Annotated in this window: 27 protein-coding genes; 13 read left to right on the top strand and 14 right to left on the bottom strand. The window is 32.2% G+C overall.

The window, feature by feature from the left end:
• Positions 1-35 precede the first annotated feature (35 nt).
• The 4 genes from BLP44_RS08150 to BLP44_RS08135 all read left to right on the top strand — a co-directional run bounded on the left by BLP44_RS08150 (position 36) and on the right by BLP44_RS08135 (position 3,657).
• Positions 36-1,760, top strand: a complete 1,725-nt coding sequence (locus tag BLP44_RS08150; protein WP_091131524.1) for a sodium:solute symporter family protein — start codon at positions 36-38, stop codon at positions 1,758-1,760.
• Positions 1,761-1,826: 66 nt separating this feature from the next.
• Positions 1,827-2,297: a hypothetical protein gene (locus tag BLP44_RS08145; protein ID WP_139159189.1), complete on the top strand. Its 471-nt coding sequence runs from the start codon at positions 1,827-1,829 to the stop codon at positions 2,295-2,297.
• Between the two features lie 106 nt (positions 2,298-2,403).
• Positions 2,404-3,006: a hypothetical protein gene (locus tag BLP44_RS08140; RefSeq protein ID WP_139159188.1), complete on the top strand. Its 603-nt coding sequence runs from the start codon at positions 2,404-2,406 to the stop codon at positions 3,004-3,006.
• 21 nt (positions 3,007-3,027) lie between these two features.
• Entirely contained in the window at positions 3,028-3,657 is a 630-nt protein-coding gene (locus tag BLP44_RS08135; RefSeq protein ID WP_091131517.1) for an MCP four helix bundle domain-containing protein, read from the top strand.
• 12 nt (positions 3,658-3,669) lie between these two features.
• On the opposite strand, the gene BLP44_RS08130 is transcribed toward BLP44_RS08135, so the two are convergent.
• The 7 genes from BLP44_RS08130 to BLP44_RS08100 form a co-directional block, all read right to left on the bottom strand.
• Positions 3,670-4,083 (bottom strand): nuclear transport factor 2 family protein, encoded by a 414-nt coding sequence (locus BLP44_RS08130; RefSeq protein WP_066034582.1) that lies wholly within the window; start codon positions 4,081-4,083, stop codon positions 3,670-3,672.
• Positions 4,083-4,610 carry a TetR/AcrR family transcriptional regulator gene (locus tag BLP44_RS08125; RefSeq protein WP_091131513.1) on the bottom strand — a complete coding sequence of 176 codons (528 nt, stop codon included), beginning with the start codon at positions 4,608-4,610 and terminating at the stop codon, positions 4,083-4,085. Before BLP44_RS08125 ends, BLP44_RS08130 begins: the two co-directional genes overlap by 1 nt.
• Positions 4,611-4,789: 179 nt before the next feature.
• Positions 4,790-5,632: a DUF2911 domain-containing protein gene (locus BLP44_RS08120; protein WP_091131510.1), complete on the bottom strand. Its 843-nt coding sequence runs from the start codon at positions 5,630-5,632 to the stop codon at positions 4,790-4,792.
• A gap of 69 nt (positions 5,633-5,701) precedes the next feature.
• A complete protein-coding gene (locus BLP44_RS08115; protein ID WP_091131506.1) occupies positions 5,702-6,364 on the bottom strand; it encodes an HAD family hydrolase in 663 nt (220 codons plus the stop codon).
• 188 nt (positions 6,365-6,552) lie between these two features.
• Positions 6,553-7,266 (bottom strand): tRNA threonylcarbamoyladenosine dehydratase, encoded by a 714-nt coding sequence (locus BLP44_RS08110; RefSeq protein WP_008468918.1) that lies wholly within the window; start codon positions 7,264-7,266, stop codon positions 6,553-6,555.
• 142 nt (positions 7,267-7,408) lie between these two features.
• Positions 7,409-8,053: a TatD family hydrolase gene (locus tag BLP44_RS08105; protein WP_091131503.1), complete on the bottom strand. Its 645-nt coding sequence runs from the start codon at positions 8,051-8,053 to the stop codon at positions 7,409-7,411.
• Positions 8,053-8,652, bottom strand: coding sequence for a DUF1684 domain-containing protein (locus BLP44_RS08100; RefSeq protein ID WP_066034578.1), 600 nt, complete (start codon positions 8,650-8,652; stop codon positions 8,053-8,055). Before BLP44_RS08100 ends, BLP44_RS08105 begins: the two co-directional genes overlap by 1 nt.
• A gap of 99 nt (positions 8,653-8,751) precedes the next feature.
• Between BLP44_RS08100 and BLP44_RS08095 the strand changes: the two genes are divergently transcribed.
• From BLP44_RS08095 to BLP44_RS08065, 7 genes are all read left to right on the top strand, one after another.
• The gene (locus tag BLP44_RS08095) at positions 8,752-9,969 is read left to right on the top strand and encodes an MDR family MFS transporter (protein ID WP_091131500.1); all 1,218 of its coding nucleotides are present in this window, start codon (positions 8,752-8,754) and stop codon (positions 9,967-9,969) included.
• Positions 9,970-10,133: 164 nt separating this feature from the next.
• Positions 10,134-10,502: a BlaI/MecI/CopY family transcriptional regulator gene (locus BLP44_RS08090; protein ID WP_066034576.1), complete on the top strand. Its 369-nt coding sequence runs from the start codon at positions 10,134-10,136 to the stop codon at positions 10,500-10,502.
• 8 nt (positions 10,503-10,510) lie between these two features.
• Positions 10,511-12,118, top strand: coding sequence for a M56 family metallopeptidase (locus BLP44_RS08085; protein WP_091131496.1), 1,608 nt, complete (start codon positions 10,511-10,513; stop codon positions 12,116-12,118).
• Positions 12,119-12,139: 21 nt separating this feature from the next.
• Entirely contained in the window at positions 12,140-12,508 is a 369-nt protein-coding gene (locus BLP44_RS08080; RefSeq protein WP_008468912.1) for a BlaI/MecI/CopY family transcriptional regulator, read from the top strand.
• 10 nt (positions 12,509-12,518) lie between these two features.
• A complete protein-coding gene (locus tag BLP44_RS08075; RefSeq protein WP_008468910.1) occupies positions 12,519-14,399 on the top strand; it encodes a M56 family metallopeptidase in 1,881 nt (626 codons plus the stop codon).
• A gap of 195 nt (positions 14,400-14,594) precedes the next feature.
• Positions 14,595-14,738 carry a hypothetical protein gene (locus BLP44_RS08070; protein WP_008468909.1) on the top strand — a complete coding sequence of 48 codons (144 nt, stop codon included), beginning with the start codon at positions 14,595-14,597 and terminating at the stop codon, positions 14,736-14,738.
• Positions 14,739-14,798: 60 nt separating this feature from the next.
• A complete protein-coding gene (locus BLP44_RS08065; RefSeq protein WP_091131492.1) occupies positions 14,799-15,644 on the top strand; it encodes an EamA family transporter in 846 nt (281 codons plus the stop codon).
• 79 nt (positions 15,645-15,723) lie between these two features.
• On the opposite strand, the gene BLP44_RS08060 is transcribed toward BLP44_RS08065, so the two are convergent.
• Positions 15,724-16,278 carry a fasciclin domain-containing protein gene (locus BLP44_RS08060; protein ID WP_091131489.1) on the bottom strand — a complete coding sequence of 185 codons (555 nt, stop codon included), beginning with the start codon at positions 16,276-16,278 and terminating at the stop codon, positions 15,724-15,726.
• A 213-nt stretch (positions 16,279-16,491) separates the two neighbouring features.
• Between BLP44_RS08060 and BLP44_RS08055 the strand changes: the two genes are divergently transcribed.
• A complete protein-coding gene (locus tag BLP44_RS08055; RefSeq protein ID WP_091131485.1) occupies positions 16,492-17,016 on the top strand; it encodes an ExbD/TolR family protein in 525 nt (174 codons plus the stop codon).
• 15 nt (positions 17,017-17,031) lie between these two features.
• Entirely contained in the window at positions 17,032-17,559 is a 528-nt protein-coding gene (locus BLP44_RS08050) for an ExbD/TolR family protein (RefSeq protein WP_091131482.1), read from the top strand.
• 119 nt (positions 17,560-17,678) lie between these two features.
• Here BLP44_RS08050 and rpsA read toward each other — a convergent pair whose 3' ends face one another.
• The 6 genes from rpsA to BLP44_RS08020 all read right to left on the bottom strand — a co-directional run bounded on the left by rpsA (position 17,679) and on the right by BLP44_RS08020 (position 24,733).
• Complete coding sequence (rpsA, locus tag BLP44_RS08045) at positions 17,679-19,454, bottom strand: 30S ribosomal protein S1 (RefSeq protein ID WP_008468903.1); 1,776 nt, start codon at positions 19,452-19,454, stop codon at positions 17,679-17,681.
• A 424-nt stretch (positions 19,455-19,878) separates the two neighbouring features.
• Positions 19,879-21,255 (bottom strand): nucleoside permease, encoded by a 1,377-nt coding sequence (locus tag BLP44_RS08040; protein WP_091131478.1) that lies wholly within the window; start codon positions 21,253-21,255, stop codon positions 19,879-19,881.
• 70 nt (positions 21,256-21,325) lie between these two features.
• Positions 21,326-22,018 (bottom strand): (d)CMP kinase, encoded by a 693-nt coding sequence (gene cmk / locus BLP44_RS08035; protein ID WP_091131475.1) that lies wholly within the window; start codon positions 22,016-22,018, stop codon positions 21,326-21,328.
• 186 nt (positions 22,019-22,204) lie between these two features.
• The gene (porQ, locus tag BLP44_RS08030; RefSeq protein WP_091131471.1) at positions 22,205-23,224 is read right to left on the bottom strand and encodes a type IX secretion system protein PorQ; all 1,020 of its coding nucleotides are present in this window, start codon (positions 23,222-23,224) and stop codon (positions 22,205-22,207) included.
• Positions 23,225-23,355: 131 nt separating this feature from the next.
• Positions 23,356-23,778, bottom strand: a complete 423-nt coding sequence (locus BLP44_RS08025; RefSeq protein WP_139159187.1) for an SRPBCC family protein — start codon at positions 23,776-23,778, stop codon at positions 23,356-23,358.
• Between the two features lie 82 nt (positions 23,779-23,860).
• Positions 23,861-24,733 carry a helix-turn-helix domain-containing protein gene (locus BLP44_RS08020; protein ID WP_091131464.1) on the bottom strand — a complete coding sequence of 291 codons (873 nt, stop codon included), beginning with the start codon at positions 24,731-24,733 and terminating at the stop codon, positions 23,861-23,863.
• Between the last annotated feature and the right edge of the window lie 65 nt (positions 24,734-24,798).

The following is a 24,798-nucleotide window of genomic DNA, read 5'->3' as shown; positions in this document are numbered from 1 at the left end:
TTTTTCTTTTAATCATGCAATTATACTCATAACCTATGCAGCTATTTGACTGGATCGTACTTATTGTCACATTATTATTTATTGTTGGATACGGCTCTTGGAAAACTCGAGGCAGTAAAAATGTAGAGGATTTCATTTTAGGAAATAACGAAACGCCTTGGTATACTGTCGGACTTTCGGTTATGGCTACACAAGCCAGCGCAATTACCTTCTTATCCACACCAGGACAAGCGTATCACGACGGAATGGGATTCGTTCAGTTCTATTTTGGATTGCCAATTGCCATGATTGTTATTTGTTTGACCTTTATTCCACTCTATCATAAAAGTAAAGTTTTTACCGCATATGAGTTTTTAGAACGCCGATTTGATGTTAAAACACGTTCACTTGCTGCTATTTTGTTTTTGGTTCAAAGAGGTTTAGGAACTGGTTTAACCATCTATGCGCCAGCCATTATTTTATCAGCTCTTTTAGGATGGAACTTGACTGTAATGAACATCATTATTGGAGTTATGGTAATAATCTATACTTTTTCTGGAGGTACAAAAGCAGTAAACGTAACACAAAAACAGCAGATGTTTGTCATAATGTCTGGAATGTTTATTACATTTTTTCTAATTCTGCATTATCTTCCAAACGATATGACTTTTAACAGCGCACTACATATTGCAGGCGCAAATGACAAAATGAACATTGTTGATTTTTCTTTTGATCCCGAAGAAAAATATACTTTTTGGAGCGGTATTACAGGAGGTTTCTTCCTGGCTCTTGCTTATTTTGGGACAGACCAATCGCAGGTTGGGCGCTATTTATCTGGGAAATCGGTTCGCGAGAGTCAGATGGGATTAATCATGAATGGATTGTTGAAAGTGCCAATGCAATTCTTTATACTTCTTACGGGAGTTATGGTTTTTGTCTTTTTTCAATTCAATCCTGTGCCGTTAAATTTTAATCCGAATAATAAAATTGCTATCGAAAAATCAGCTTTTAAGCAAGAATATCATGTTTTAGAAGAAAAACTGGTAAAACTTTCAGAAGACAAAAAGGTGATTAACTTATTGTATATCGACCAGCTCAACCAAGATTATGATAATCCAATTTTGCGTAAAGAATTGATAGCATTATCCAATAAAGAAAAAGATCTTCGTGATAAAGCTAAAGAAATCATTTCGAGAGCTGACAGTAATTCGGAGACAAATGACAAGGATTACGTATTCTTCCATTTCATTCTGCATTATTTGCCAAAAGGTTTAATCGGATTGTTATTGGCCGTAATTCTTTCGGCTGCTATGTCTTCTACCGCTTCTGGGTTAACCGCTTTGGCTTCTACAACAGCAATTGATATTTACAAAAGGAATCAGACAGAAGAAAAATCAGAGAAGCATTATTTGCATGTTACGAAGTTTTTCACTCTTTTCTGGGGAATTGTAGCGATACTTTTTGCCTGCGTTGGAACGCTGTTCGAAAACTTGATCCAGCTTGTAAATATTATTGGTTCAATTTTCTATGGAACTGTTTTAGGAATTTTTCTTGTTGGCTTTTACACCAAAAAGGTTCAGGCAAAGCCTATGTTTATTAGTGCCATTATTAGTCAGCTTACCATTTTTGTCATTTATTATTTCATGATTTACCGTCAGGAAAAATTAGGCTATTTATGGCTGAATTTTATTGGAGCAATTTTGACAATTGTATTAGCACTTTTATTGCAGTTTTTGTTTTTCAAAGGAAAATCGGATGATAATGAGTTAATTTTGGAATAATAAATGGTATTTTTTTCCAAACTAAAATTATTATACCAAAATAAAGTTTCATCATTAGGAACAGGAATGATTTTAGTTGCTTTATTTTTATTTTTACCATTAGCTTTTACATTTGATGATATGCTAATACCTCTTGAAGGTACTATTAAATCAACTAGTTCTTCTTCTAAAATAGTTTCATACAAAGAAAGATTTGGCAATAAAAGATTGAGTAGAAACTCAACCTTAATTTTTACTTTAAATGAATATAACAAAACTTTTATTTTAGAAAGTGGGGCTTCTAGTCCGTTATACAATGGCAATACAGAAAATGATAAGATTTCTTCATATTTAGAAGGCTCAAAGAATATAACTGTTTGGATAAAAGCATTGGACAAAAAAGAAGTTAATCCTGAAATTTTTAAAATTGATATTGACGGAAGAAATGAGTATAATTATAAAGATAAACGATCTAGATTTCAAACAATAGCACTCTTTTTATTGCTTTTTGGTTTGTTTTTTATTTATATTGGAGATAAATTTCAAAAAACTTTGTAAAACAAGAAATGATCATTTTCTTTACTCTAAAAAATATTTCTATACTCCTTTATAAAACTTCTTGAAAATTTAAACTAAAACACTATTTTAGATAAAAATTAGTTTCATGAAGATTTCAGACGATTTAGAAAAGCTATTGCCTTTTGGATATCTATTTCTAATTTTAATGGGAATATTAAAGGATAGTATATTTTACTACCAATTTGGAATTAACATATTGCGGTATTCTACAATAATGGATATATTAATTAGTCCGATTGCTGAATTTACTTCAAACCCAGTGATTTTAGGAGCAATTATTTTACTTTTTTTGCTTCATTTTTATCTTCCTTCCTTCTTGGCCAAGAATAAAGATTTGCCGTTTGTAAAAAAATCTTTTGAACTGAAATCAACTGACGGATTATCACCACAAGAAGCTAAAAGCTACTATAATGGTATTGCCATAAAATCGCTTGTCATTTTTTTATTGTCCTTTTTTTTAGGTTACGGATTAGCTGGAGGCTATTTCACTAAGAAAAAACTAAAGGAAAATAGACTGGATTACAGCTATCAGTTGGATTTTAATGAAGGTGAATCTAAGAATGTTTTTATAATCGGAAATAATAGCTTGTATTATTTCTATCTCATTAAAGGAGACAAAAAAATAAAAATAACTCCTTTGTCATCCATAAAAAACATTGCACTCGTAGAAAACAAAATGATTGATTAAAATTTTAGTTTCCCAAAAGCTATGAAAGATCACAGAAGATACAGCAATAAAACTAAAGCAGCTTTTATTTTACTAGTCGTAATGCTTATCATTCTGCTTGGTAACTTTAATACGCTGCGAAACTCCAAAAATGTAAACGACAATATCAATGCGATTTACAAAGATCGTTTGGTTGTAGCGCATTATATTTTTCAATATTCAAAAGAACTTCATTTTATAAAAGCTGAAGCCGAAAAATTGAATTTGAGTGACAATATCAAGAAAGATGAAATTATTCACACACTTGATATTATTCATGATATTGACAATTTGTATGCTAAAACCGTTTTAACAAATAAAGAAAAACAATATTTTGATGCCTTTTTGCTTTCCTGCAAAGAAATAAATAAGCAAGTTGAAAGCAAAAACTGGAATAAAATTGCCATTTCCAGCGCAGAAGCTCTAAAAACGCTTGAATCCCTTTCTCAAATTCAGATCGAAGAAGGAAAAGCTAAACTTGCAGCTGCGAATGCGATGTACAGCAGAAATAATAGTTTAGGCCAACTTCAAATTGCTTTATTGATCATTTTAGGCGGCATTACTTTTTATCTTTTGATTGTAAAGAAAATCAAGCAGAAAATTAAAATTCCTGAACCGCCTAGTATGAATTAATTTAGTTTCGTATTATTTAAACTTTCTGTCTTGTTCAGAAATCTGAAGGTCGTTTATACTAGCAAATCTTTTCTGCATTAAACCGTTTGCATCAAACTCCCAGTTTTCATTTCCGTAAGCTCTAAACCAATTTCCATCAATATCTTGGTATTCGTACTCAAATCGCACTGCAATTCTGTTTTCGGTATGAGCCCAATATTCCTTTTTCAATTTGTAGTTTCTTTCTTTTTTCCATTTTTCAGTCAAAAAAAGAATGATTTCATCACGACCATTTACAAATTTGTCCCTGTTTCTCCATTCGCTGTCTACCGTGTACGCTTTTGAAACTCTTTCAGGATCTTGGCTGTTCCATGCATCTTCTGCTAATTGAATTTTTTCTATTGCCGTTTCTAAAGAGAAAGGAGGCAATGGTAATTTCTGTTCCATTATTTTAAAATTAAAGTTTGAATTATCTTTTTTGATTGTTCGATTAACTGATTTGATTTAAACAACTGACTTTCGATTATACAGCTTTCAAATAATAAATAGATGTGATCTGCTAACAAATCATCTTTTAAAATATCTTTAAAATAAACTCGCAAATCACTCTTATGGCTTTGAATAACGTTGAGTATCTTAATATTATCAGAAGGAATCTCTGATAGTATATTTAGAAAACTGCATCCTCTAAAATTTTCCTTTTTATTCATGTAGATCAAAAAATCAAATGATGCAATAACCTTCAAGTTAGAATCTTCAACATTTGAAGTAAATTTCAACAATTCGTTAAACCAAAAAGAATGGCGCTGCTCCAGAAAAGCTACGCACAAATCTTCTTTAGATTTAAAGTGCTGATAAAAACTGGCTTTAGCCACTTTTGCATCTTCAATTATTTGATTTATTCCTGTAGCATTATAGCCTTGCTTATGAAATAAAGTAAAAGTTTTTTCTAAAATTCGTTCTTTAGGTTGCATCTTAAAATGTATTATTTCTATATATATCAGTCTAGACTAATACTAAACAGTTACAAATGTAATAAAAATTCAAATAAACAGACAAGTCTGTCTATATTTATTTTAAAAAAAATTCCAAAACCCGAAAGCTTTGGAATTTGTAATTTTTATAATTGGAATTTAATAATTCGGAAGAATTATTATCTGCTCCACTCAGCGATACTATCTTTGTTCAATTTAACGTAATCTGCATTGTTTGCAGCTTCAGCAGATGCCAAAGAAGCCTTTGCAGTTTCGATTGCGCCTTTTTTATCACCTTGTTTTGCTTGAATCAATGATTTTAATCTTGACACATAATATGGTTTATCCGAACTCATATCAAGCGCTTTGTCAACATAAGTTCTAGCTGTTTCGATATTTCCGTTTGACTGGAATAAATATTGAGAAGCGGCAAAGTAATCATTCCAAGTTGGACCAGCCAAAGCTTTGTCTATACTTGCTGTAGCGATTTTTGCAGTTGGAACTTCAAATTTTAAAGCCACATGAGAGTTTTCCCAAGAAATATCTAAATAACCAAAATTTGGATCTAAACCGTTAATTCCGATTGTAAATGTTTCAACAGGAGTTGGCAACGCCTCTTCTTTTACTGTAGTTTTCAAAGCTACATAAGCATCACTCCAATTTTCTGGCAATCCCCAGTTATCTGTTGAAAGATAAAAAATGATATCCCAGCTTTCGATTCTAGGAACTGTATAAATTGCATATTTTCCTTTCTTTAGCGTTTTTCCGTCAATTACAACATCATCGCTAAAGTTTATGATTGTATTTTCGTTTGCTCCTGTTCTCCACAGTTTCCCAAACGGAACTAAATTCCCGAACACGGCTCTCCCTCTTGCTCCCGGTCTTGAATACGTAACTTCAACATCGGTTAAACCAACAGTTTGTTTAATATATCCTTTTGGGCTTGCCTGCGGAGTTTTTACTTGTGCTCCTGATGCTAATGGAGCGATAATCAGGGCTAAAGCAATAAGTAGTTTCTTCATTATTTTAAGTTTTTATTTTATTCAAATTTACAAATTCAATCAGCTAAGAAATGTTAAATTTTATATAATTCAAGCTTTAAGCTGTGATATTTTTTCAGCATTTAATTCGTTAAAATGATCTATAACCAAATCTGCTTCAGATAAATCCTGAAGATGTGAATGTTCGCTTTTGTAGCCTACACAATAAATCCCTGCACCTTTTGCCGCTTTTACTCCGTTTGTACTATCTTCAATAATAATGCATTCTTCTTTTGGAGCAATCGACAATGAAGCTGCGTGAATAAATATCGCTGGATCTGGTTTTGATTGTGGAAAATCTTCACCGCTTACAATATGTGTAAAATATTGATGAAGATTAAATCTAGTAAAAACGCGATCGATAGTAACTTTCGAAGCCGAAGAAGCTAAAATTAACTGTATTCCGTTGTTGTACAAATCTTTAATCAAATCTTCTACACCATCCAGAAGATGCAGATCTTCCTTAGTATCAAAAGCATCATTAAAGATAGTTCTTTTTCTCTGAATCAAATCTTCGACTTCTTGTTCTACTGTCGGGAAATAGCTTTTTAGAGTTTGAAATGTGTTTCGAGTTGAAAATCCTGTAAATGTGGTATACATTTCTTCAGGAACTTCGATATTCAGTTCTGAAAATTGCAAATAATAGGCATAACGATGAACGGGTTCTGTGTCAACGATTACGCCGTCCATATCAAAAATTACTGTTTTAATCATTCTTTTTTTAAGTTTCTGAGATTCTGAGACGCTAAGATTCTAAGGTTTCTCTCGTTGTGTGTTTAACTTTGTCAAAGTTTAAAACTTTGACAAAGTCACTTTACGTTTTATTCATAAGTTCAAAAGAATTAAGATTCAGCGTTTCAGTAGAAAAACTTAGCACCCTAGAATCTCAGTATCTTAGAACCTTACTTTTTAAGCAAATGTCTAATCACTGTTTCTGCAGCGTGCAAGCCAAATAATCCTGGCATATAGCTATTTGTTCCGTAAAACGATTTTTTGAAGTTTTTACCGTCTGTTAATTTTAAACTTTTTTCGTCTTGGATTTCAGAAGAGAAAACTACTTTCAATTTATTGATTTTTGCTTCTTTCAAACGTTTACGAATTGTTTTTGAAAAGTAGCAATTGATCGTTTTTGAAATATCACTCACTTTCACTTTTGAAGCTAACATTTTTCCGCCAGCTCCCATACTGCTAATGATTTTTACTCTTTTGCGTTTTGCAGCAATTATCAGATTTAATTTTGGAGTAATACTATCGATACAGTCTAAAACATAATCAAATTCTGGAGAAACAATTTCAAAAGCACGTTCTGGAGAAAGAAATTCCTGAACACGTGTTAGATTTAATTCTGGATTAATATCCATTAAACGATCTCCTACAATTTTAATTTTTGGCTGACCAACTGTTGAATGTAAAGCGGGTAATTGACGGTTAATATTGGTAATATCCACAACGTCTCCGTCTACAATTGTCATGTTTCCTACTCCTGCTCTTGCTAAAAATTCAGCTGCAAAAGATCCAACTCCTCCTAGTCCTACGACTAAAACATTAGATTTTTGTAAATTTTCTAATCCTTCTTTAGTAAACAAAAGCTCAGCTCTTTCTGTCCATTCTGCCATATATTCTTTTTTGTTGTTTTTATTCTTTTTGTTTCAAGTTTAATGTTTCAAGTTTTTTACTGTTGTCACCCTGAGCGGAGTCGAAGGGCGTTCCAATTGGAATGAGGCTTCGACTCCGCTCAGCCTGACATTTCACATTTCATTATTCAAATACATTTCTATAATTACTTGAAATAACACTTTCTAATTCTTTCAATTTTAATTCTTTATAATTGGATGCTAATTCGTAAACTTGCTTAATTGATTCTTCAATAGTATCTGTTTCTAAGAAAAAACGATCATTTGAAACATTTTGAAAAACCGATTTCAAATCTGGATTTTTCAATAAATATTTTCCAAATGAAAGATAAAATCCAGCGCCGATTAATTGTTTTGCCAATTGATTATTTTTTGAAAAACCATGAATAATCATTGGAACATTTATCTTCATTTTCTTCTTGATTTCCATTACTTCCTGAAAAGCGGCCACGCAATGAATTACTACAGGCTTTTTAAATTTTTCTGCTAATTCCAATTGCTTTTCAAAAACAGAAATCTGCAAATCAAACGGTACTGCAATTCTTTTATCTAAACCGCATTCTCCAATTGCCAGACAATTTTGGGTTTGCAGTTTTTCTTCAATAATCTTCAAATCTTCATGAAGTCGAGCTTCCTCAATATACCACGGATGAATTCCTATTGAGTAAAATGGAATTGACGCATCAAAATCTTTTGGATATTGATTAACCAATTCTAAAACATCCGATTGATTGGTAAATTGATGCGTATGAAGATTAAAATATTTCATTAATGAAAAGTCTTTACCCCCGCTTTGATTGCAATTTTTAAATCATTCTCCTGTGGCACAAGCGGACAAGAATACTTGTAGTTATAAGCGCAATACGGATTATAAGCTTGATTGAAATCGACCGCTATAGTATTTCCTTTCGGAATTTCTAAATCAATATAACGTCCGCCGATGTAACTTTCTTTGCCCGTTGTTAAATCTGAAAAAGGCAAAAACAAATGATTTTTATATTTTTCCTGTACAATAAGATCTAAACTTTGATAAACAGCAAGCTGAAACGGTTTGCCATTGATTTTAAAGTTTAAAGTTCCATATTTTATATATTTAGGAGTACGAGTTCCAGAAGTTTTCATTTCAAAAACTTTTCCTCCTTTGGCTTTTACCAAAGTTGCATTCACAAAATAAGTTTCAGAAATAGGAAAAAAATCTAAGCTTTTAAAAGTTTTTAGATCTTCAGCCATCAACGGACTTGTCTTAGGATCAGCATATTCGGAGTTGATTTTCTTTTGAAACTTTTCAACATCAGCTTTACTAAACTTTTTTTGTGCAAAGCCAAAATTAAAAACCAACAATAAAGCTAGGGCATTTATAGTTTTCATCTTAGAAATTTTCTGCAAAAATAGTTCAAAAGTAACAAAACAACAACCACTTAACGAGACAAAGTTTGCTAACTTTGTGACGATAATCTATCACACAAAATGCTTAAAAACGCCCTAACCCACTACATCAACAACTTTCGAGGTTTTACCAGAGAAGTTTGGATTCTTGCCATCATTACTTTTATCAATCGCGCTGGGACAATGGTTCTTCCTTTTTTATCAAAATATTTAAAAGAAGATCTTCATTTTACATACAATCAAGTCGGATGGATTATGGTCGCATTTGGTTTTGGGTCAATGCTTGGTTCTTGGTTGGGAGGTAAACTATCAGATAAAATAGGATTCTATAAAATCATGATTTTTAGTTTATTTACCAGTGGAGTTTCTCTTTTCTTTGTACAATATATTACTACTTTCTGGGCGCTTTGTGTTGCAATGTTTGTTCTTATGACCATTGCAGATATGTTTCGTCCTGCCATGTTTGTGTCTTTAGGAGCCTATGCCAAACCAGAAAATAGAACTCGTGCCTTAACATTGGTGCGTCTTGCCGTTAATTTAGGTTTTGCCGCAGGGCCAGCTCTTGGCGGTTTAATTATCATGGGAATGGGATATTCCGGTTTGTTTTGGGTTGACGGAGCTTCATGTATCATTTCAATCTCCATTTTTGCTTTATTGGTAAAAGAAAAGAAAAAAGCCACTCATGACGATAAAACAGAAAGTGCTTCTGATGTAAAATCGGTTTTTCATGATAAAATTTTCTGGGTTTTCTTATTCGTAAGTTTTATTACGGCTATGATTTTCTTCCAGCTTTTTACAACTCTTCCTTTATATCATAATGAAAAATTTGGCTTAAGCGAATTCCAAACAGGTCTTTTAATGACTTTAAATGGACTTTTAATCTTCTCTCTTGAAATGCCAACTGTTGGATTTTTAGAACGAAAAGCTTTTCCTAAAATCCGAATTATAATAGTGGGATCTTTTGTAATGGCATCCAGTTTCTTTTTGCTTCTTATTAATTTCTGGGCAGGAATATTGGTTGTCAGCATGATTTGCATTTCTATTGGTGAAGTGCTTACTTTTCCGTTTTCCAATGCATTCGCGTTAAGCCGTGCGCCACGAGGACAAGAAGGACGCTATATGGCGCTTTATACCATGAGTTTTAGTCTTGCTCATATTGTAAGTTCTAAACTTGGCTTTGAGATTATTACCCGATTTGGCTACCAAATCAACTGGCTTTTTATGGCCTGCATTGGAGTTGTTGCAACTGGCTGCTGCATTTGGATTAAAAATGCTCTGATCAACGAAAAAGCTTCGTAAACATTTTTAACTTTTTAAAACCTTAGAATTCAATTTATTACCATTAAATTTGAATAGCTTTTCTGCGCCCAAATCGAAATCAAACTTAATTTTTAGTTAAATAACTATTTTTATAGTTGTGTAACTAAAAAAATAGTTGTACGTTTGAATTAAAATTAGAGAAGATGCAGAAGCTAACAAACAAAGAAGAAGAGATTATGATGATTTTATGGAAGCTGAAAAAAGCTTTTGTAAAAGAAATTCAAGCTGAAATCACAGAAGATCAGCCTCATTACAACACATTATCTACTATTGTGCGTAATCTAGAAGAAAAAGGATATGTTGGCCACAATGCTTTTGGAAATACACATCAGTACTTTCCAATAGTGCCGATTGAAGATTACAGAAAAGGATTTATGAAAACCGCAATCGATAATTACTTTAATAGTTCTTATAAAAGCATGGTATCCTTTTTTGCTAAAGAAGAGAAAATTTCAGCTGATGAATTGCGTGAAATTTTATCGATGATCGAAAATAAAAAAGAAGATAAATAATTCAGATTATGGAAGCACTTTTCATCTACATTATCAAATCAAGTGGTTTAATGCTTTTGTTTTATTGCGCTTACTTTTTTTTATTGCGCAAAGAAACGTTCTTTAACAGCAACAGATGGTTTCTTTTGTCAGGTTTAATTGTATCGGCAATTCTACCATTATTGACTTATACGAAGGTGATATGGATAAATGCTGTTCCCAAGTTTAATACCGATTTTCAGAATATTGTATCAAACGCATATCAAGAAGAATCTTCAAATTTTAACTGGAATTATTTCATACTTTGCCTTTATGCCATTGGTCTTTTGATATTCTTAATAAAATTAGCAATTGACTTTTACAGTTTAAATTCGATTATTAAAGGAAAAAAAATCCAACAGCAGGCCGATTTCAAGTTCATAGATATAAACGAAAACATTGCTCCTTTCTCCTATTTTGAATATATCGTGTACAACTCATCATTGTACACACCTTCAGAATTAGAGAGCATTCTTGAACATGAAAAAGTGCACAGCGATCAAAATCACACTTTAGATGTGCTAATTTCAAGAATATTCAGCATTATTTTCTGGTTCAATCCGATTGTCTGGCTTTATAAAAAAGCAATACTGCAAAATCTGGAGTTTATCGCCGATAGCGAAGCGGCAAAAAATCTTCAAGATAAAAAAGCATATCAGTACACACTTTTAAAAATAACAACACACGAAAATTGTGTTGCAATCACCAATCATTTTTATCAATCATTAATCAAAAAACGAATCGTCATGTTAAACAAAAATCAATCAAAAAGAAGGAATTATTGGAAGTATTACGCTGTAATTCCTGCTCTTGTTGCATTTGTATTATTATTTCAGATTGAGGTAGTTGCAAAAGAAAGGCAACCGAACGCAAAAGTAGCTTCAACAGAAATTGAGTCTGTAGATGTGTACAAAATCTTAAAAAACTCAACAGATGCACAACTAACAGAGATAAAAGAAAAATTAAAAAAATTACACAACATTAATTTTGAAGTTTCTCAAATCAAAAGAAACTCAGAAAACGAATTAACCTCAATTAAAGTTGACATAATTAATGGAAGTGAGAAATCTCAATCTATACAAACTGGAGGAGATAAAACTATCAAAGATTTCGGGATAATTGTCATAACAGACAAAAATGGAAAGAAAAAAGCAGGCATTCAGACTACTGATGAAAAAATTACTGTCAGCAAAAAAGTTTCTATGAATGGCAAAGCCAGTAAAAATCCGGAAATTAAAACTATAACTACTAATACAGAAACCCATGTTAACACTAATTCTATTACTAGTACAAAAACTAACAGTGATACTAATACAAATATTAGCACTACTGTAATAATAAACAAAGACAACGGCACTAAAGTTATTACGACTAACACAGGTACGGCAGTTGCCGTTTCAAACGGTACAAAAAAGAATGCTAAAACATCTAGTCCGCTTATAATTGTTGACGGAGAAGAAATGCCTTCGGACTTTGATTATAATAGCATTAAATCTAATGATATTTTGTCTATACATGTTTTTAAAGGAACAGAAGCAGTTGTCGAATATGGTGATAAAGGTTCAAATGGAGTAATCGAAATCGAAACTAAAAAATAAAACGTTTTAAATAGAAAAGAAATGCAAAAATTAACCAATAAAGAAGAAGAAATCATGCATATTTTATGGAAGCTGAAAAAGGCTTTTGTAAAAGAAATTCAAGCAGAGATTTTAGAAGATCAGCCGCATTACAACACTTTATCTACCATTGTCCGTAATTTGGAAGAAAAAGGCTATGTCGCACACAATGCTTTTGGAAATACACATCAGTATTATCCAGCTGTAAGCATTGAAGATTATAGAAAAGGTTTTATGAGTACTGCTATTGACAATTATTTCAATAGTTCTTATAAAAGCATGGTTTCATTTTTTGCCAAAGAAGAAAAAATTTCAGCAGATGAACTGCGTGAAATCTTAGATATGATCGAAAATCCAAAAGAAGGTAAATAATCAAAATAGTATGGAAGCACTTTTCATTTTTATCCTTAAGTCAAGCGGTTTATTAGCAATGTTTTATTTTGCTTATATTTTTTTACTTCGCAAAGAGACTTTTTTCAACAGTAGCCGCTGGTTTTTAATTGCTGGTTTGATTACCTCTGTTGTACTGCCTTTTGTAGTATACACCAAAGTGATTTGGGTTGAAGCACCGCCTGCGATTGCTCCCACTCCAATTATTACAACTACTGAAAATGCTGTAAAAAATATTCCAACTTCAAGTCAAGATGCTATTGTTTACACACCTCAATACAAACCGACAACCGTTACAGTTGTTGAGGAGGAAGATTTTGAAATCAACTGGAGTTTAATCTTAGCTGTAGTTTACGGGATTGGCTTCTTGGCATTTCTAATCAAATTTGCTCTTGATTTTTATAGTTTACACTCTGTTTTGAAAGGAAGAAAAATAGAACAGCAAAATGATTTTAAATTCATTGATGTGGATGAAAATATTGCTCCCTTCTCCTATTTTGACTACATTGTATATAACTCATCACTATATACAGCTGCAGAATTAGAGAATATTCTAGAACATGAAAAAGTGCACAGCGATCAAAAACATACTGTTGATGTTTTGATCTCTAGAATTTTCTGTATGCTATTTTGGTTTAATCCAATTGTTTGGCTTTATAAAAAAGCAATTTTACAAAATCTTGAATTTATTGCAGACAGCGAAGCTTCTAAAAAAATTGCAGACAAAAAAGCTTATCAGTACACGCTTTTAAAAATAACAACACACGATACTTGTGTTGCAATCACCAATCATTTTTATCAATCATTAATCAAAAAACGAATTGTCATGTTAAACAAAAATCAATCAAAAAAAAGGAATTATTGGAAATATTCAGCAGTAATTCCCGCCCTTGGAGCATTTGTTCTTTTATTTCAAATAAGAACTATTGCCCAAGAAAAGAAACAAGATGAAGTTGCAGTTGTGAAAAGAGATACTGTTAAAGATTCTGATGAAACTATCAAAATAACAAAAAATACAACTGACAAGGAATTAAACGAGCTTCCTGGAAAGTTAAAAGCAAACCATAATCTTGACGTTGAAATTTCAGATGTAAAAAGAAATACCAAAGAAGAACTAACTGCGATTCAAATCAAAGTAAAATCAGATTCTGGTAAAAAACAAACCATCAAAATTGACGGAGATGAAGCTATAAAAGATTGCGAATTAGCAATTGGAACAGATGAAAATGGAGCAAAATCAATCAATATTAATACAGATAGAAACCTTAGAATGCCAATAACAATAAGAAATGAAAGAATTATTGTTAGAAATCACGGAGAGTCAGATATCGCTGCTCCAGTACCTCCAACACCTCCAACACCTCCAGCATTTCCTTCTGGACCACTGCCTCCTGCGCCTGCAGTTGACATGTCAAAAATGCCAAAACCTCCGGTTGCTCCTAGAAATCCAAAAGACAAAGTAGCGATGCAGAAGTTTGAAAAAGAAATGGAAGAATTTGAAAAGAAAATGGAGAATTTCCAACCAAACATTGATGCTATGTCTGCTTACGGAGATGCTGTCAGCGAAATCATGTCTAAACGCGAAGCAATTTATGAGAAAGAAATGGCTAAATATGAGATTGCAATGGAAAAGTTCAATGCTCAAATGGAAAAATTCAACTATGATTTTAAATTTAGCTTTGGAGACGATTCTAAAGACTACGAAAATAGTATGAAGCAATATGAACAAGACATGAAACAGTATGAGCTTGATATGAAACAGCATAAAGAAAATATGAAGCAGCATGCTAAAAACATGAAGCAACATGAAAAAGAGATGAAACAGCATGAAAAGAACATGAAAGAAATGGAAAAACAAAACAAAAAAGCCTAGTCGCTCATTTTAAAATAAGAAAAAACCAGTGTTTCAAAGCATTGGTTTTTCTTTATTAAAATTCCAATAAAAACTTCAGAACTCATAGAGATGAACCTGATTCTCAGATTTTAAATACTCATTTCATTTTACTGCCAAAAGACTTTGCTTCAAACACAAAGTCTTTTTTTATATCTTTGGCGAAACAAATCTACTATGTATAAATTATTAGCCAAACTAAATAAACTACTTTTGCCAAGCTTTACCAAACAAGGTCTGGATATTTCGAAAGCAAAGAAATGGCAAATGGCAATTATTGGTTATCGCGCCTATGTTACCAAAAGAGCATTAGGCAATTAATTTAGAATACGTTTTATTTATAAGACAGAAATAGCTTTTTTAATTTCTGTCACACTTTTTATGAAAAACAGAGAAATCAGCCTTCCTCCTGTTCCAGCAGTATTATTAGCGATTATCAGTGTGCAATGTGGCGCAGCAATTGCAAAAACACTTTTCCCAACAATTGGCGCAGCTGGTACGGCATCTATACGTATTGGCGTTTCGGCATTAATTTTATTATTGGCATACAGACCCAATCTAAAAGCAATAACCTCACAACAGTGGAAAATTGTAATTCCATATGGCTTGTCTCTAGGCGCTATGAATTTAATTTTTTACATTGCAATAGAAAGAATTCCAATTGGTCTAGCGGTAACTTTAGAATTTGTTGGACCATTATTACTTGCAATTGCAGGTTCAAAACGTCTAGTAGATTATTGTTGGGTTTTACTTGCGGCAATTGGTATCTTGTTAATTGCGCCTTGGACAAATGATCGGTTAGATCCTATCGGAATTATATGTGCTCTCTTGGCAGGAGCTTTTTGGAGCGGATATATTGTTTTAGGAGGCAGAATTTCAAGAATAATGAACGACGGTTATGCAGTAACGACAGGAATGCTGTTTGCAGCGCTTTTAGTTTTACCCTTTGGATTTTTAGACAGCGGGCTAAGTAATCTAACACCAAAATTATTCGGAATGGGTGTTGCTCTAGCCCTATTATCAAGCGCAATTCCGTTTACCTTAGAAATGAAAGCTTTAGGAAAACTTCCTCCACGCACTTTTAGCATTTTGATGAGTTTAGAACCAGCTGCCGCTTCTATCTGTGCTTTTATTTTTCTTAATGAAAGTTTGAATCTTTATGAAATTCTAGCTGTAATTTGTGTTGTAATCGCTTCGGCAGGAAGCACTTTGACTGCTAAAAAATAATTTTAAAAAATCTTAAAGTAAAAATTCCAAATCCCAATATACTTGGGATTTGAAATTTTTAAGTTGGAATTTGAACCTATTATTTTTTAGGAAGCAGTACTGCATCAACAACGTGAATTACTCCATTTGATTGATTTACATCTGCGATAGTAACTTTTGCTTTATTACCATTTTCATCCGTAATGTATAAGTCTTTCCCTTTCATCCAAGCTGTCAGCGTTCCACCATTTACCGCTTTTATAGTTGCTTTTCCTTTACCTTCTTTTATTGCTTTTGCAATATCAGAAGCATTCCATTTTCCAGCAGCAACATGATAAGTCAAAATGTTTTGAAGTTGCTTTTTATTCTCTGGTTTTAATAATGTTTCTACGGTTCCTTTTGGCAATTTATCAAAAGCTTCGTTTGTAGGAGCAAAAACAGTAAAAGGACCATTTCCTTTTAAAGTCTCAACTAAATCGGCGGCTTTTACTGCAGCGACCAATGTTGTGTGGTCTTGTGAATTTACAGCGTTTTCAATAATATTTTTGTTTGGATACATAGCTGCACCACCAACCATCACTGATTTTTGTGCATTTGATGTAAATGCAAATCCTAAAGCTAAAACTGCAAGGGCTAAAAATTTTCTAGTTTTCATATTGAAATGATTTTAAGTTATAAGCTCATTTACGGTTATAAACTTATTTTGGTTTTCACATGAAACTAATCTTATGCAAAAAAGTGTAGCTTCTCTTTTAAATTACCAGCAAAATAAGGCAATAACTTAATTTAATATTTCCTTAAAAAAATTAAAAATATTTGATTTTTACATTTATTTTATTGTTAAATTTAAAAACAAAAATCATCAATTATGAAAAATTTGGCTCAAAAATTCAGAGATAGAAAATTAAATTCAGGAGTTGATTTAACAGCGATGGTCAGCATTTCTTTTTTACTTATTTCATTTTTTATGGTTGTTAACGAATTATCAAAACCTTCAAAAATGAATTTTTATTTACCAGAGAAATATGCTTGTCTAGAAAATATTGGATGTGTCAAAGCTGATCAAATGTTTACAATATTATTAGATAAAAATGGTAAAATGATTACTTATTCTGGTCTATTGGAATTTCCATTGGAGAAACCAAAAGAGTTTAAATTTCAAAAAAATGATATAAGACGAGAAGTTTTTCGCAAAAAGAAAGAAATTAAAGATTATATGATTTCTGAAGGAAAGCCAATGAGTGGTGTTGTCGTTATTATAAAACCAAGCAAGTATTCAAACTATGGCAGTTTAGTAAATATAGTGAATGAAATGAAAATTGCCAATATTGAAACCTATTCAATAGTTGATGATTTTACAGCAGAAGAATCCAAATTACTAGCCTCTAATTAAACAAACATAAAGTCTATGAAAAATCTACCTCAAAAAGTCAGAAGCAGAAAGTTAAATTCAAAAGTTGATTTAACAGCAATGGTCAGTGTTTCTTTTTTACTGATTATATTTTTTATGGTTGTAGGGGAATTGTCAAAACCTAAAGAAATGAAATACGATACAGGACAAGATAGAGGTTGTTGCGACTGTCCGTCTCGTCATGATGGTGAAGATAGATCGATTACAGTAATACTAGGCGAAAACAACAAATTAATTTATTATATCGGAATTATAGCGAATCCAATTAAAAAGCCTAAAACTGTTGCATATGGTAAAAATGGAATTCGAAAAGAACTTAACGCTAGAATCGAGTCTTTAAAAAGTTATACTTTTGATTCTAATAAATTAAAACGAGATCTAGTAGTCATTATTAAACCTACTAAAAAATCAAATTATGGTAATTTGGTAGATATTTTGGATGAAATGAAAATAAATGGAATAACATCATATTTTATTGTTCCAGAATTTACCCCAGAAGAATCAAAATTAATAGCTTCAAATTAATAATAAGTATTGTTTTCAAAAAAGTTCTCGACTCCGCTCGAACTGACAATCGACAAACAACTGAAACAAAAAAAGTCCCACATTGCTGTGGGACTTTCTATTTATAAAAAAGCTAAGAATTATTTTTTCTCAGTTTTTTCCATTTTAGCTTTTAAAGCAGCTAATACATCATTGTTGTCACCTAAAGTCGCAGCTGGTGCGTTTGTAGATGCAGATGCAGTAGTTTCAGCAGCAGCTTTCACGTTTTTCTCTTCTTCTTCTCTGAAGATAGCAGTGTGAGAAGCAACTACTCTTTTAAATTCTTTGTTGAACTCGATTACTTTGAAATCAGCTGTATCACCTTTTTTCAATTTCTTTCCGTCTTCTTTTTCAAGGTGACGAGTAGGAATGAAAGCAACGATATCATCTCCGAATTCTACAGTAGCTCCTTTGTCAACGATTTCAGAAATCTCACCTGTGTGGATAGTTCCTACAGCGAAAGAATCTTCGTATTGATCCCAAGGATTAGCAGTAGTTTGTTTGTGACCTAAAGATAATTTACGTCCTTCAACATCTAATTCTAATACTACAACATCAAGTTTTTCTCCAACGTTTACAAACTCAGATGGGTGTTTAATTTTCTTAGTCCAAGATAAGTCAGAGATGTAGATTAATCCATCAATTCCTTCTTCTAATTCTACGAAAATACCAAAGTTTGTAAAGTTTCTAACGATACCTGTATGTTTAGAACCTACTGGGTATTTAGAAGTAATGTCAGTCCATGGATCTTGAGTCAATTGTTTGATACCTAATGACATCTTACGATCTTCTCTGTCTAGAGTTAAGATAACTGCTTCAACAACATCTCCAACTTTCACGAAGTCCTGAGCAGAACGTAAGTGAGTTGACCATGACATTTCAGAAACGTGGATTAAACCTTCAACACCTTCAGCAACTTCGATAAATGCACCGTAATCAGCGATTACAACTACTTTACCTTTAACTTTGTCACCAACAGTTAAGTTAGCATCTAAAGCATCCCATGGGTGAGCGTTTAATTGTTTCAATCCTAATTGAATTCTTGTTTTCTCATCATCGAAATCAAGGATTACAACGTTTAATTTTTGGTCTAATTCAAGAACTTCACTTGGGTGGTTGATTCTGCTCCAAGAAAGGTCAGTAATGTGAATTAATCCGTCAACACCACCTAAGTCAATGAACACACCATAAGAAGTAATGTTTTTAACAACACCTTCTAATACTTGTCCTTTTTGTAATTGACCGATGATCTCTTTTTTCTGCACTTCAATATCAGCCTCGATAAGAGCTTTATGAGATACAACTACGTTTTTGAATTCGTGGTTGATTTTTACCACTTTGAATTCCATCATTTTGTTTACATATACATCGTAGTCTCTAATTGGCTTAACGTCAATTTGAGATCCAGGTAAGAACGCTTCGATTCCGAATACGTCAACAATCATACCTCCTTTAGTTCTACATTTAACAAAACCGTTAACGATTTCTCCAGTTTCATTAGCTGCAATAACTCTATCCCAAGATTTGATAGTACGTGCTTTTCTGTGAGATAATACTAATTGACCTGTTTTATCCTCACGGATGTCGATTAATACTTCTACTTTGTCACCTACTTTTAAGTTTGGGTTGTAACGAAATTCGTTTAAAGAAATAACACCTTCAGACTTAGCATTGATATCAACGATAACGTCTCTATCTGTAATTCTAACTACAACTCCTTCAACTACTTCTTCTTGATCTGTAGCGATGAAAGTTTTTGATACTAGTTCTTCAAACTCTTGCAAGTTTTTCTCATCTACTGCATCGATTCCTTCTTGGAAGTTGTGCCAGTTAAAATTTGCTAAAAACTCTTCTTGTGATTTTGTTTGTTCAGACATGCTGATAAAAAAATTTGTATTCTGTTTTTCTCGAGTTTCTCAATGCGATAGAAAATACAGAAGTTGTTTTACATAAATGGTTGATTCCTAATGGAAACTCTTCTCTGCCAAAAGGACTGCAAAATTAATACATTTTTCTGAATTAACAAAACAAAACCGATATGATTATCAGCCATTTATTTAAAGAAGCACAAGATTTGATGTTTTTATGACGTTTAGTCCCGCTATCCGTTGCAATCTTTTGTGTCTCGTTAAAGAAACAAAACACAAAGGGATTTCCACTTCTATCGGGGCTAGATTAGAAAGTCTCGTTTTCATAAGAACCTTAAAAACGAAACCCGACAGGTTTTAAAAACCTGTCGGGCTTACTATGTGCAACTATCTTTGTTGTAGTTTTAAAATTCAACAAAGATTATTTCTAATATTAATGACTCAAATTCTCAATCTCTTTTGGATCATGTTTGTGTTTAAACAAAACAGCAAAAGCAATTGCAATTACCAAAGCATAAAGTGCAAACGAAAGCCAGATAGTATGCCAATCTTTCATTAAAACTGGATTTGAAAAAATACCATCTGCAGAAATTGAATTTCCTTGACTCTTTACAAATTCTATCATCTTTTCATTAGAAGCATCTGTTTGTAAAAATCCTGCTAATTCTGTAGTATTAGCAAACGATTTTGTAAAGAAACGATCAATTGCCCAACCGGAAGTCAAACTTCCTAAAACCGCTCCTACTCCATTGGTCATCATCATAAACAATCCTTGCGCAGAAGAACGGATTTTAGAATCAGTATTGCTTTCTACAAACAAAGAGCCTGAAATATTAAAGAAATCAAAAGCCATTCCGTAAACGATACAAGAAAGGATAATCATCCATAAGCCATTTACAGGATCCCCAAAAGCAAATAATCCGAAACGTAAAACCCAAGCCAACATACTGATCAGCATAACCTGTTTGATTCCGAAACGTCTTAAGAAAAACGGAATTGCCAAAATAAATAAGGTTTCAGAAACTTGAGAAATTGACATAATAATAGTCGAATATTGAATTACAAAAGAATCTGCATATTTTGGAAAATGTTTGAATTCATCCAAAAACACATCTCCATAAGCATTTGTTAATTGAAGCGCTCCTCCTAAAAACATAGAAAAAACGAAAAACAATGCCATTTTGTAGTTAGCAAAAAGTTTAAATGATTCTAAACCAAAAGTTTCAATCCAAGTTGCATTTTCTTTAATTAAACGCTGCGGTTCACATTTTGGCAGAGTAAAAGCGTACAATCCTAAAATTAAAGCGCCTACACCAGCAATATAAAACTGATATTCAGTCGCTTTACTCCCGCTTAAATTGGTAATCCACATCGCTACAATAAAACCAATTGTTCCCCAAACACGTATTGGCGGAAAATCTTTAACGATGTTTTTATTGTTTAATTTAAGTGAAGTGTACGAAATAGAGTTGCTCAAAGCAATCGTAGGCATATAGCAGCACATTGCCAAAAGCATTACTACAATAAAAGTATCTGGTGTTGTAACTTGTGCAATTCCAAATAAAACAGCTGCGTATAAAATATGGAGAATTCCATATAGCTTTTCAGCGTTTACCCATCTGTCGGCAATAATTCCGGTTAAAGTAGGCATGAATAAAGAAGCAATTCCCATGGTTCCAAATACTAAACCAAATTGTGTTCCTTCCCAATTTTTGGTTCCAAACCAATAATTTCCAATTGTGATAAGCCAGGCTCCCCAAACAAAAAATTGAAGAAAGCTCATAAAGATTAACCTGTTTTTAATTCCCATATAGTGAAATTGTCTTTAAAGTAAAAAATGAAGCGGTAAAACTACCATTAAAAATAATATCTACAAAAAATTAAATCGTTTTAACAACATCATTCACTAATTCCAAAACAGCTGCAAATTGCTCTTCTTTATTTAAGTAAGAATTATCAATTTCTATCGCATCATCAGCAATTACCAAAGGAGAATCTTCGCGATGCGTATCCATATAATCTCTTTCTACAACATTTTTTAAAACTTCTTCGTAAGAGACATTGTCACCTTTTTGCTGTAACTCATCAAAACGTCTCTGAGCACGAGTTTCAGCGCTTGCAGTCATAAATATTTTAAGTTCCGCATTAGGAAAAACAACAGTTCCAATATCGCGACCATCCATAACAATAGCTTTATTTGTACCCATCTCCTGCTGCTGTTCTACTAACTTGGCGCGAACCTCCGAAACGGCAGCTACTTTACTCACAAAGTTAGAAACTTCAATAGTTCTAATCTGCTTTTCTACATTTTCACCATTTAAATACATTTCTGCAAAACCTAAATCAGCATTAAATCTAAATTCAAGTTTAATATCAGCTAATGCTTCAATCAAAGCTTCTTTCTTAAAAAAATCAGCTCCAATCAGATTATGCTGCATGGCAAAATAAGCAACAGCACGATACATCGCTCCTGTATCTACATAGACATATTCCAGCTCTTTTGCTAATTGTTTGGCAAGAGTACTTTTGCCTGTAGATGAAAATCCGTCGATGGCAATGGTAATTTTTTTCAATTTTATATTTTTAAATTTTTATTCTATTATAGACTGCTTCAAGTCACAAACAGCCAAAACTAATGCAAATGTAGCCATCTTTATTTTCATATAAAGCATCTAAATTATTTGTTTATCAAACCAATTATAAAATAAAAAACTTTATTATACAACAATAAAAAAGACCAGACAATACAGTTCGTGCAATTATTGAAAATTTAAGGTCAAACCAAAAAGACTTGTATTAGCCGCCAATGTATATCTGGAATATGAATAATTAAATTTCAACTTATTCATTCTTAAACCAAAACCTAATGAGACACCCGAAAAATTACGTTGTTCTTCAACTCGTAACTCTTCGCCTCTTCTAAAATTATATCCTATACGAAAATTAAATGCTTTTTTAGGAAAAAGTTCCACACCAAAAGCTACGTGTCTCAAAGCATTATTCACAAAAGAAACTTTCTCAGCACTTGTAGATCCGTCGATATTGGTTTCTCCTCGATTAGGATTCGAAAAAGAGATATTCCATTGCTGCAAATTTTCTAAAGAAAGATGCCAACGAATTGGTAAATGTTCTAATTCCTGCGAAACTCCTGCTACGATTTCAAATGGAAGATTTTCTTTAATTCCGGAGTAAGTAGTAAACTGTGTTCCCATATTTCTAAACACAAGAGCAAAATTCAGGTCATTCATTTGATTTACATAGAGAAACCCCAAATCAACAGCGCCACCAATCGAATTATAGCTTTCAAGAGATGAAGTTATCAGTTTAGCACTTGCTCCTATATAAAAGTCTGTAAAAGGGACATTGTATGCATATCCAAGCGATAAAGCACCTTCACTTCCTGTAAAATTTGAAGTAGCCTGGCCATTTTCGTCATAACCTTCAAATGTACCGTAGTTTACATAAGTAACTCCAGCATAAAAAGTCTGAACATGTCTGTCATATGTATATGCGTACGATGCTGTTCCGTATGAAGCTTCGCCGTAGTAACTTCCGTAATTCAATGCTAAATGATTGTCCATGTCTGCATTTATAAGTGCAGGATTTGACATGGCTTGATTAACATCTTCGTCATATATCGTAATAACATCTCCTCCTAATGCAGCTTGTCTTGGCGAAGTGGTTAGATTTAAAAATTGATAGGTGTAACGGCCCCCAACTTGTCCGAAAGAATGCGAACAAATTAAGAATACAAAAAATAAAACAACTTTTTTAAGCATTTGTTTTTGGCGCACCTATATGGCATAACGCAACTGCAAATATAAAATTATATAACACTTAAAATAAAGTCAAATAAAAAAATCCAGCCTAATTCAAGCTGGATCTTTATAATTAATAAGATAATATAAAACTATATCGTCAAATTTGATATGAAAACTTCTTGAAAATCTTTAATAATCTTAAATATTTCCTTTTCGTTATTGGGGATTACTTCATAAATTGATTCAAAACTTACTTCACAGCTTTTACTATCCACAAAATCTATTTTTAAAATTCCTTCATAATCAAAAACCTGCATCGGTGTTGACATAATTATAAATTTCATTTCAAATAAGTCATTATTAACTGATGTCAATTTTTCTATAATTTCACCTCCTCCAATTAACTGTATATTTCTTACTGCACCAATTCCACTTCCATGCACAGTAACTTTTTCAATAACTTTAGGCACAAATTTTTCAGTGCCGCCAAAGTTTATCAGCTTCTGCCAAACAATTTCTCTTTCAAGAGCAACAATTCCTTTAGAACTTACCCTAACTTTTGTTTTTTCCATTTTCATATTATTTTTAATAATTTAAGCAAAACTAAAATGATTAGAAAAAACTAAATTTTGATAATTCTCAGAAGTATCAATTTTAGTTCAAAATTTTGTTAGTTCTTTTTTGAATAAGAAATTGTTTCGGAGAAACTCCAAAATGTTTTCCAAACAAATAAATAAAATAGGAGACGTTTTCATACCCAACTTCTAAAGCAATTTGTTCTATACTCATATTAGAATCATTTAATAGACCAGTAGCCTTCTCTAAACGTTTATTCGTTATCCATTTTTTAGGCGGAATCTTAAACCTCCTTTGAAAATCTCTATTGAATGATGAAACACTTCTTCCAGCTAAAAAAGCATAATCATTTACATTCAGTGCTTTTGAAAAATTTTCTAGCATCAAATCTTCTAGATTTCTTTTCTGTCTACTATTTAAAGAAGTTAAAACATGAATTAAATGTTCTTGCTGAGATGAGTTATAAATAAGATACAATAATTCTAAAAGTTTCAATTTAACTACATTTTTACCTGCATTTTCTGTGTAAATTTTTAAAATTGATTCTGTAAAATCTTTCACACGATCAGAATATTCCAAAACCAAAGAAGGTTTATTGTTTGATAATGTAATTACATCTATTTCACGTAAAAAGTCATTTATAATCTCTTCTTCAAAAAAATAAAAGAGTCCTTCAAATTCCCCATCTTTAGCAAGAACATCTGAAATCATATACCTTCCTTTAGGAATAAACACCATTTGGTTTTGAGTCACATAATATTGTTCTTCATCATAATATGTTTTTATGCTTAGCTTCCCTTTTAGCACTACCGATAAAACATGTGAGGCAACAAAATGATCTGTATTAGTATCAATTGTGTCTATGGTTTTATGAACAATACACGACAATCCATTAACCATAATTTTTTTAACATTTTTATGTTGATACAAAAGCTGAGGAACTACTTTCATCTAATTCTGTATTTAATAAAAATTCCAAATTCCAAAGCTGAAAATTTTCAGATGGAATTTGGAAT

This window comes from Flavobacterium anhuiense (genome assembly GCF_900101855.1).
In the GTDB taxonomy this organism is placed as follows: domain Bacteria; phylum Bacteroidota; class Bacteroidia; order Flavobacteriales; family Flavobacteriaceae; genus Flavobacterium; species Flavobacterium anhuiense.
The sequence above is the reverse complement of the archived record's forward strand: the minus strand, read 5'-3'. Positions and strand labels throughout refer to the sequence as shown.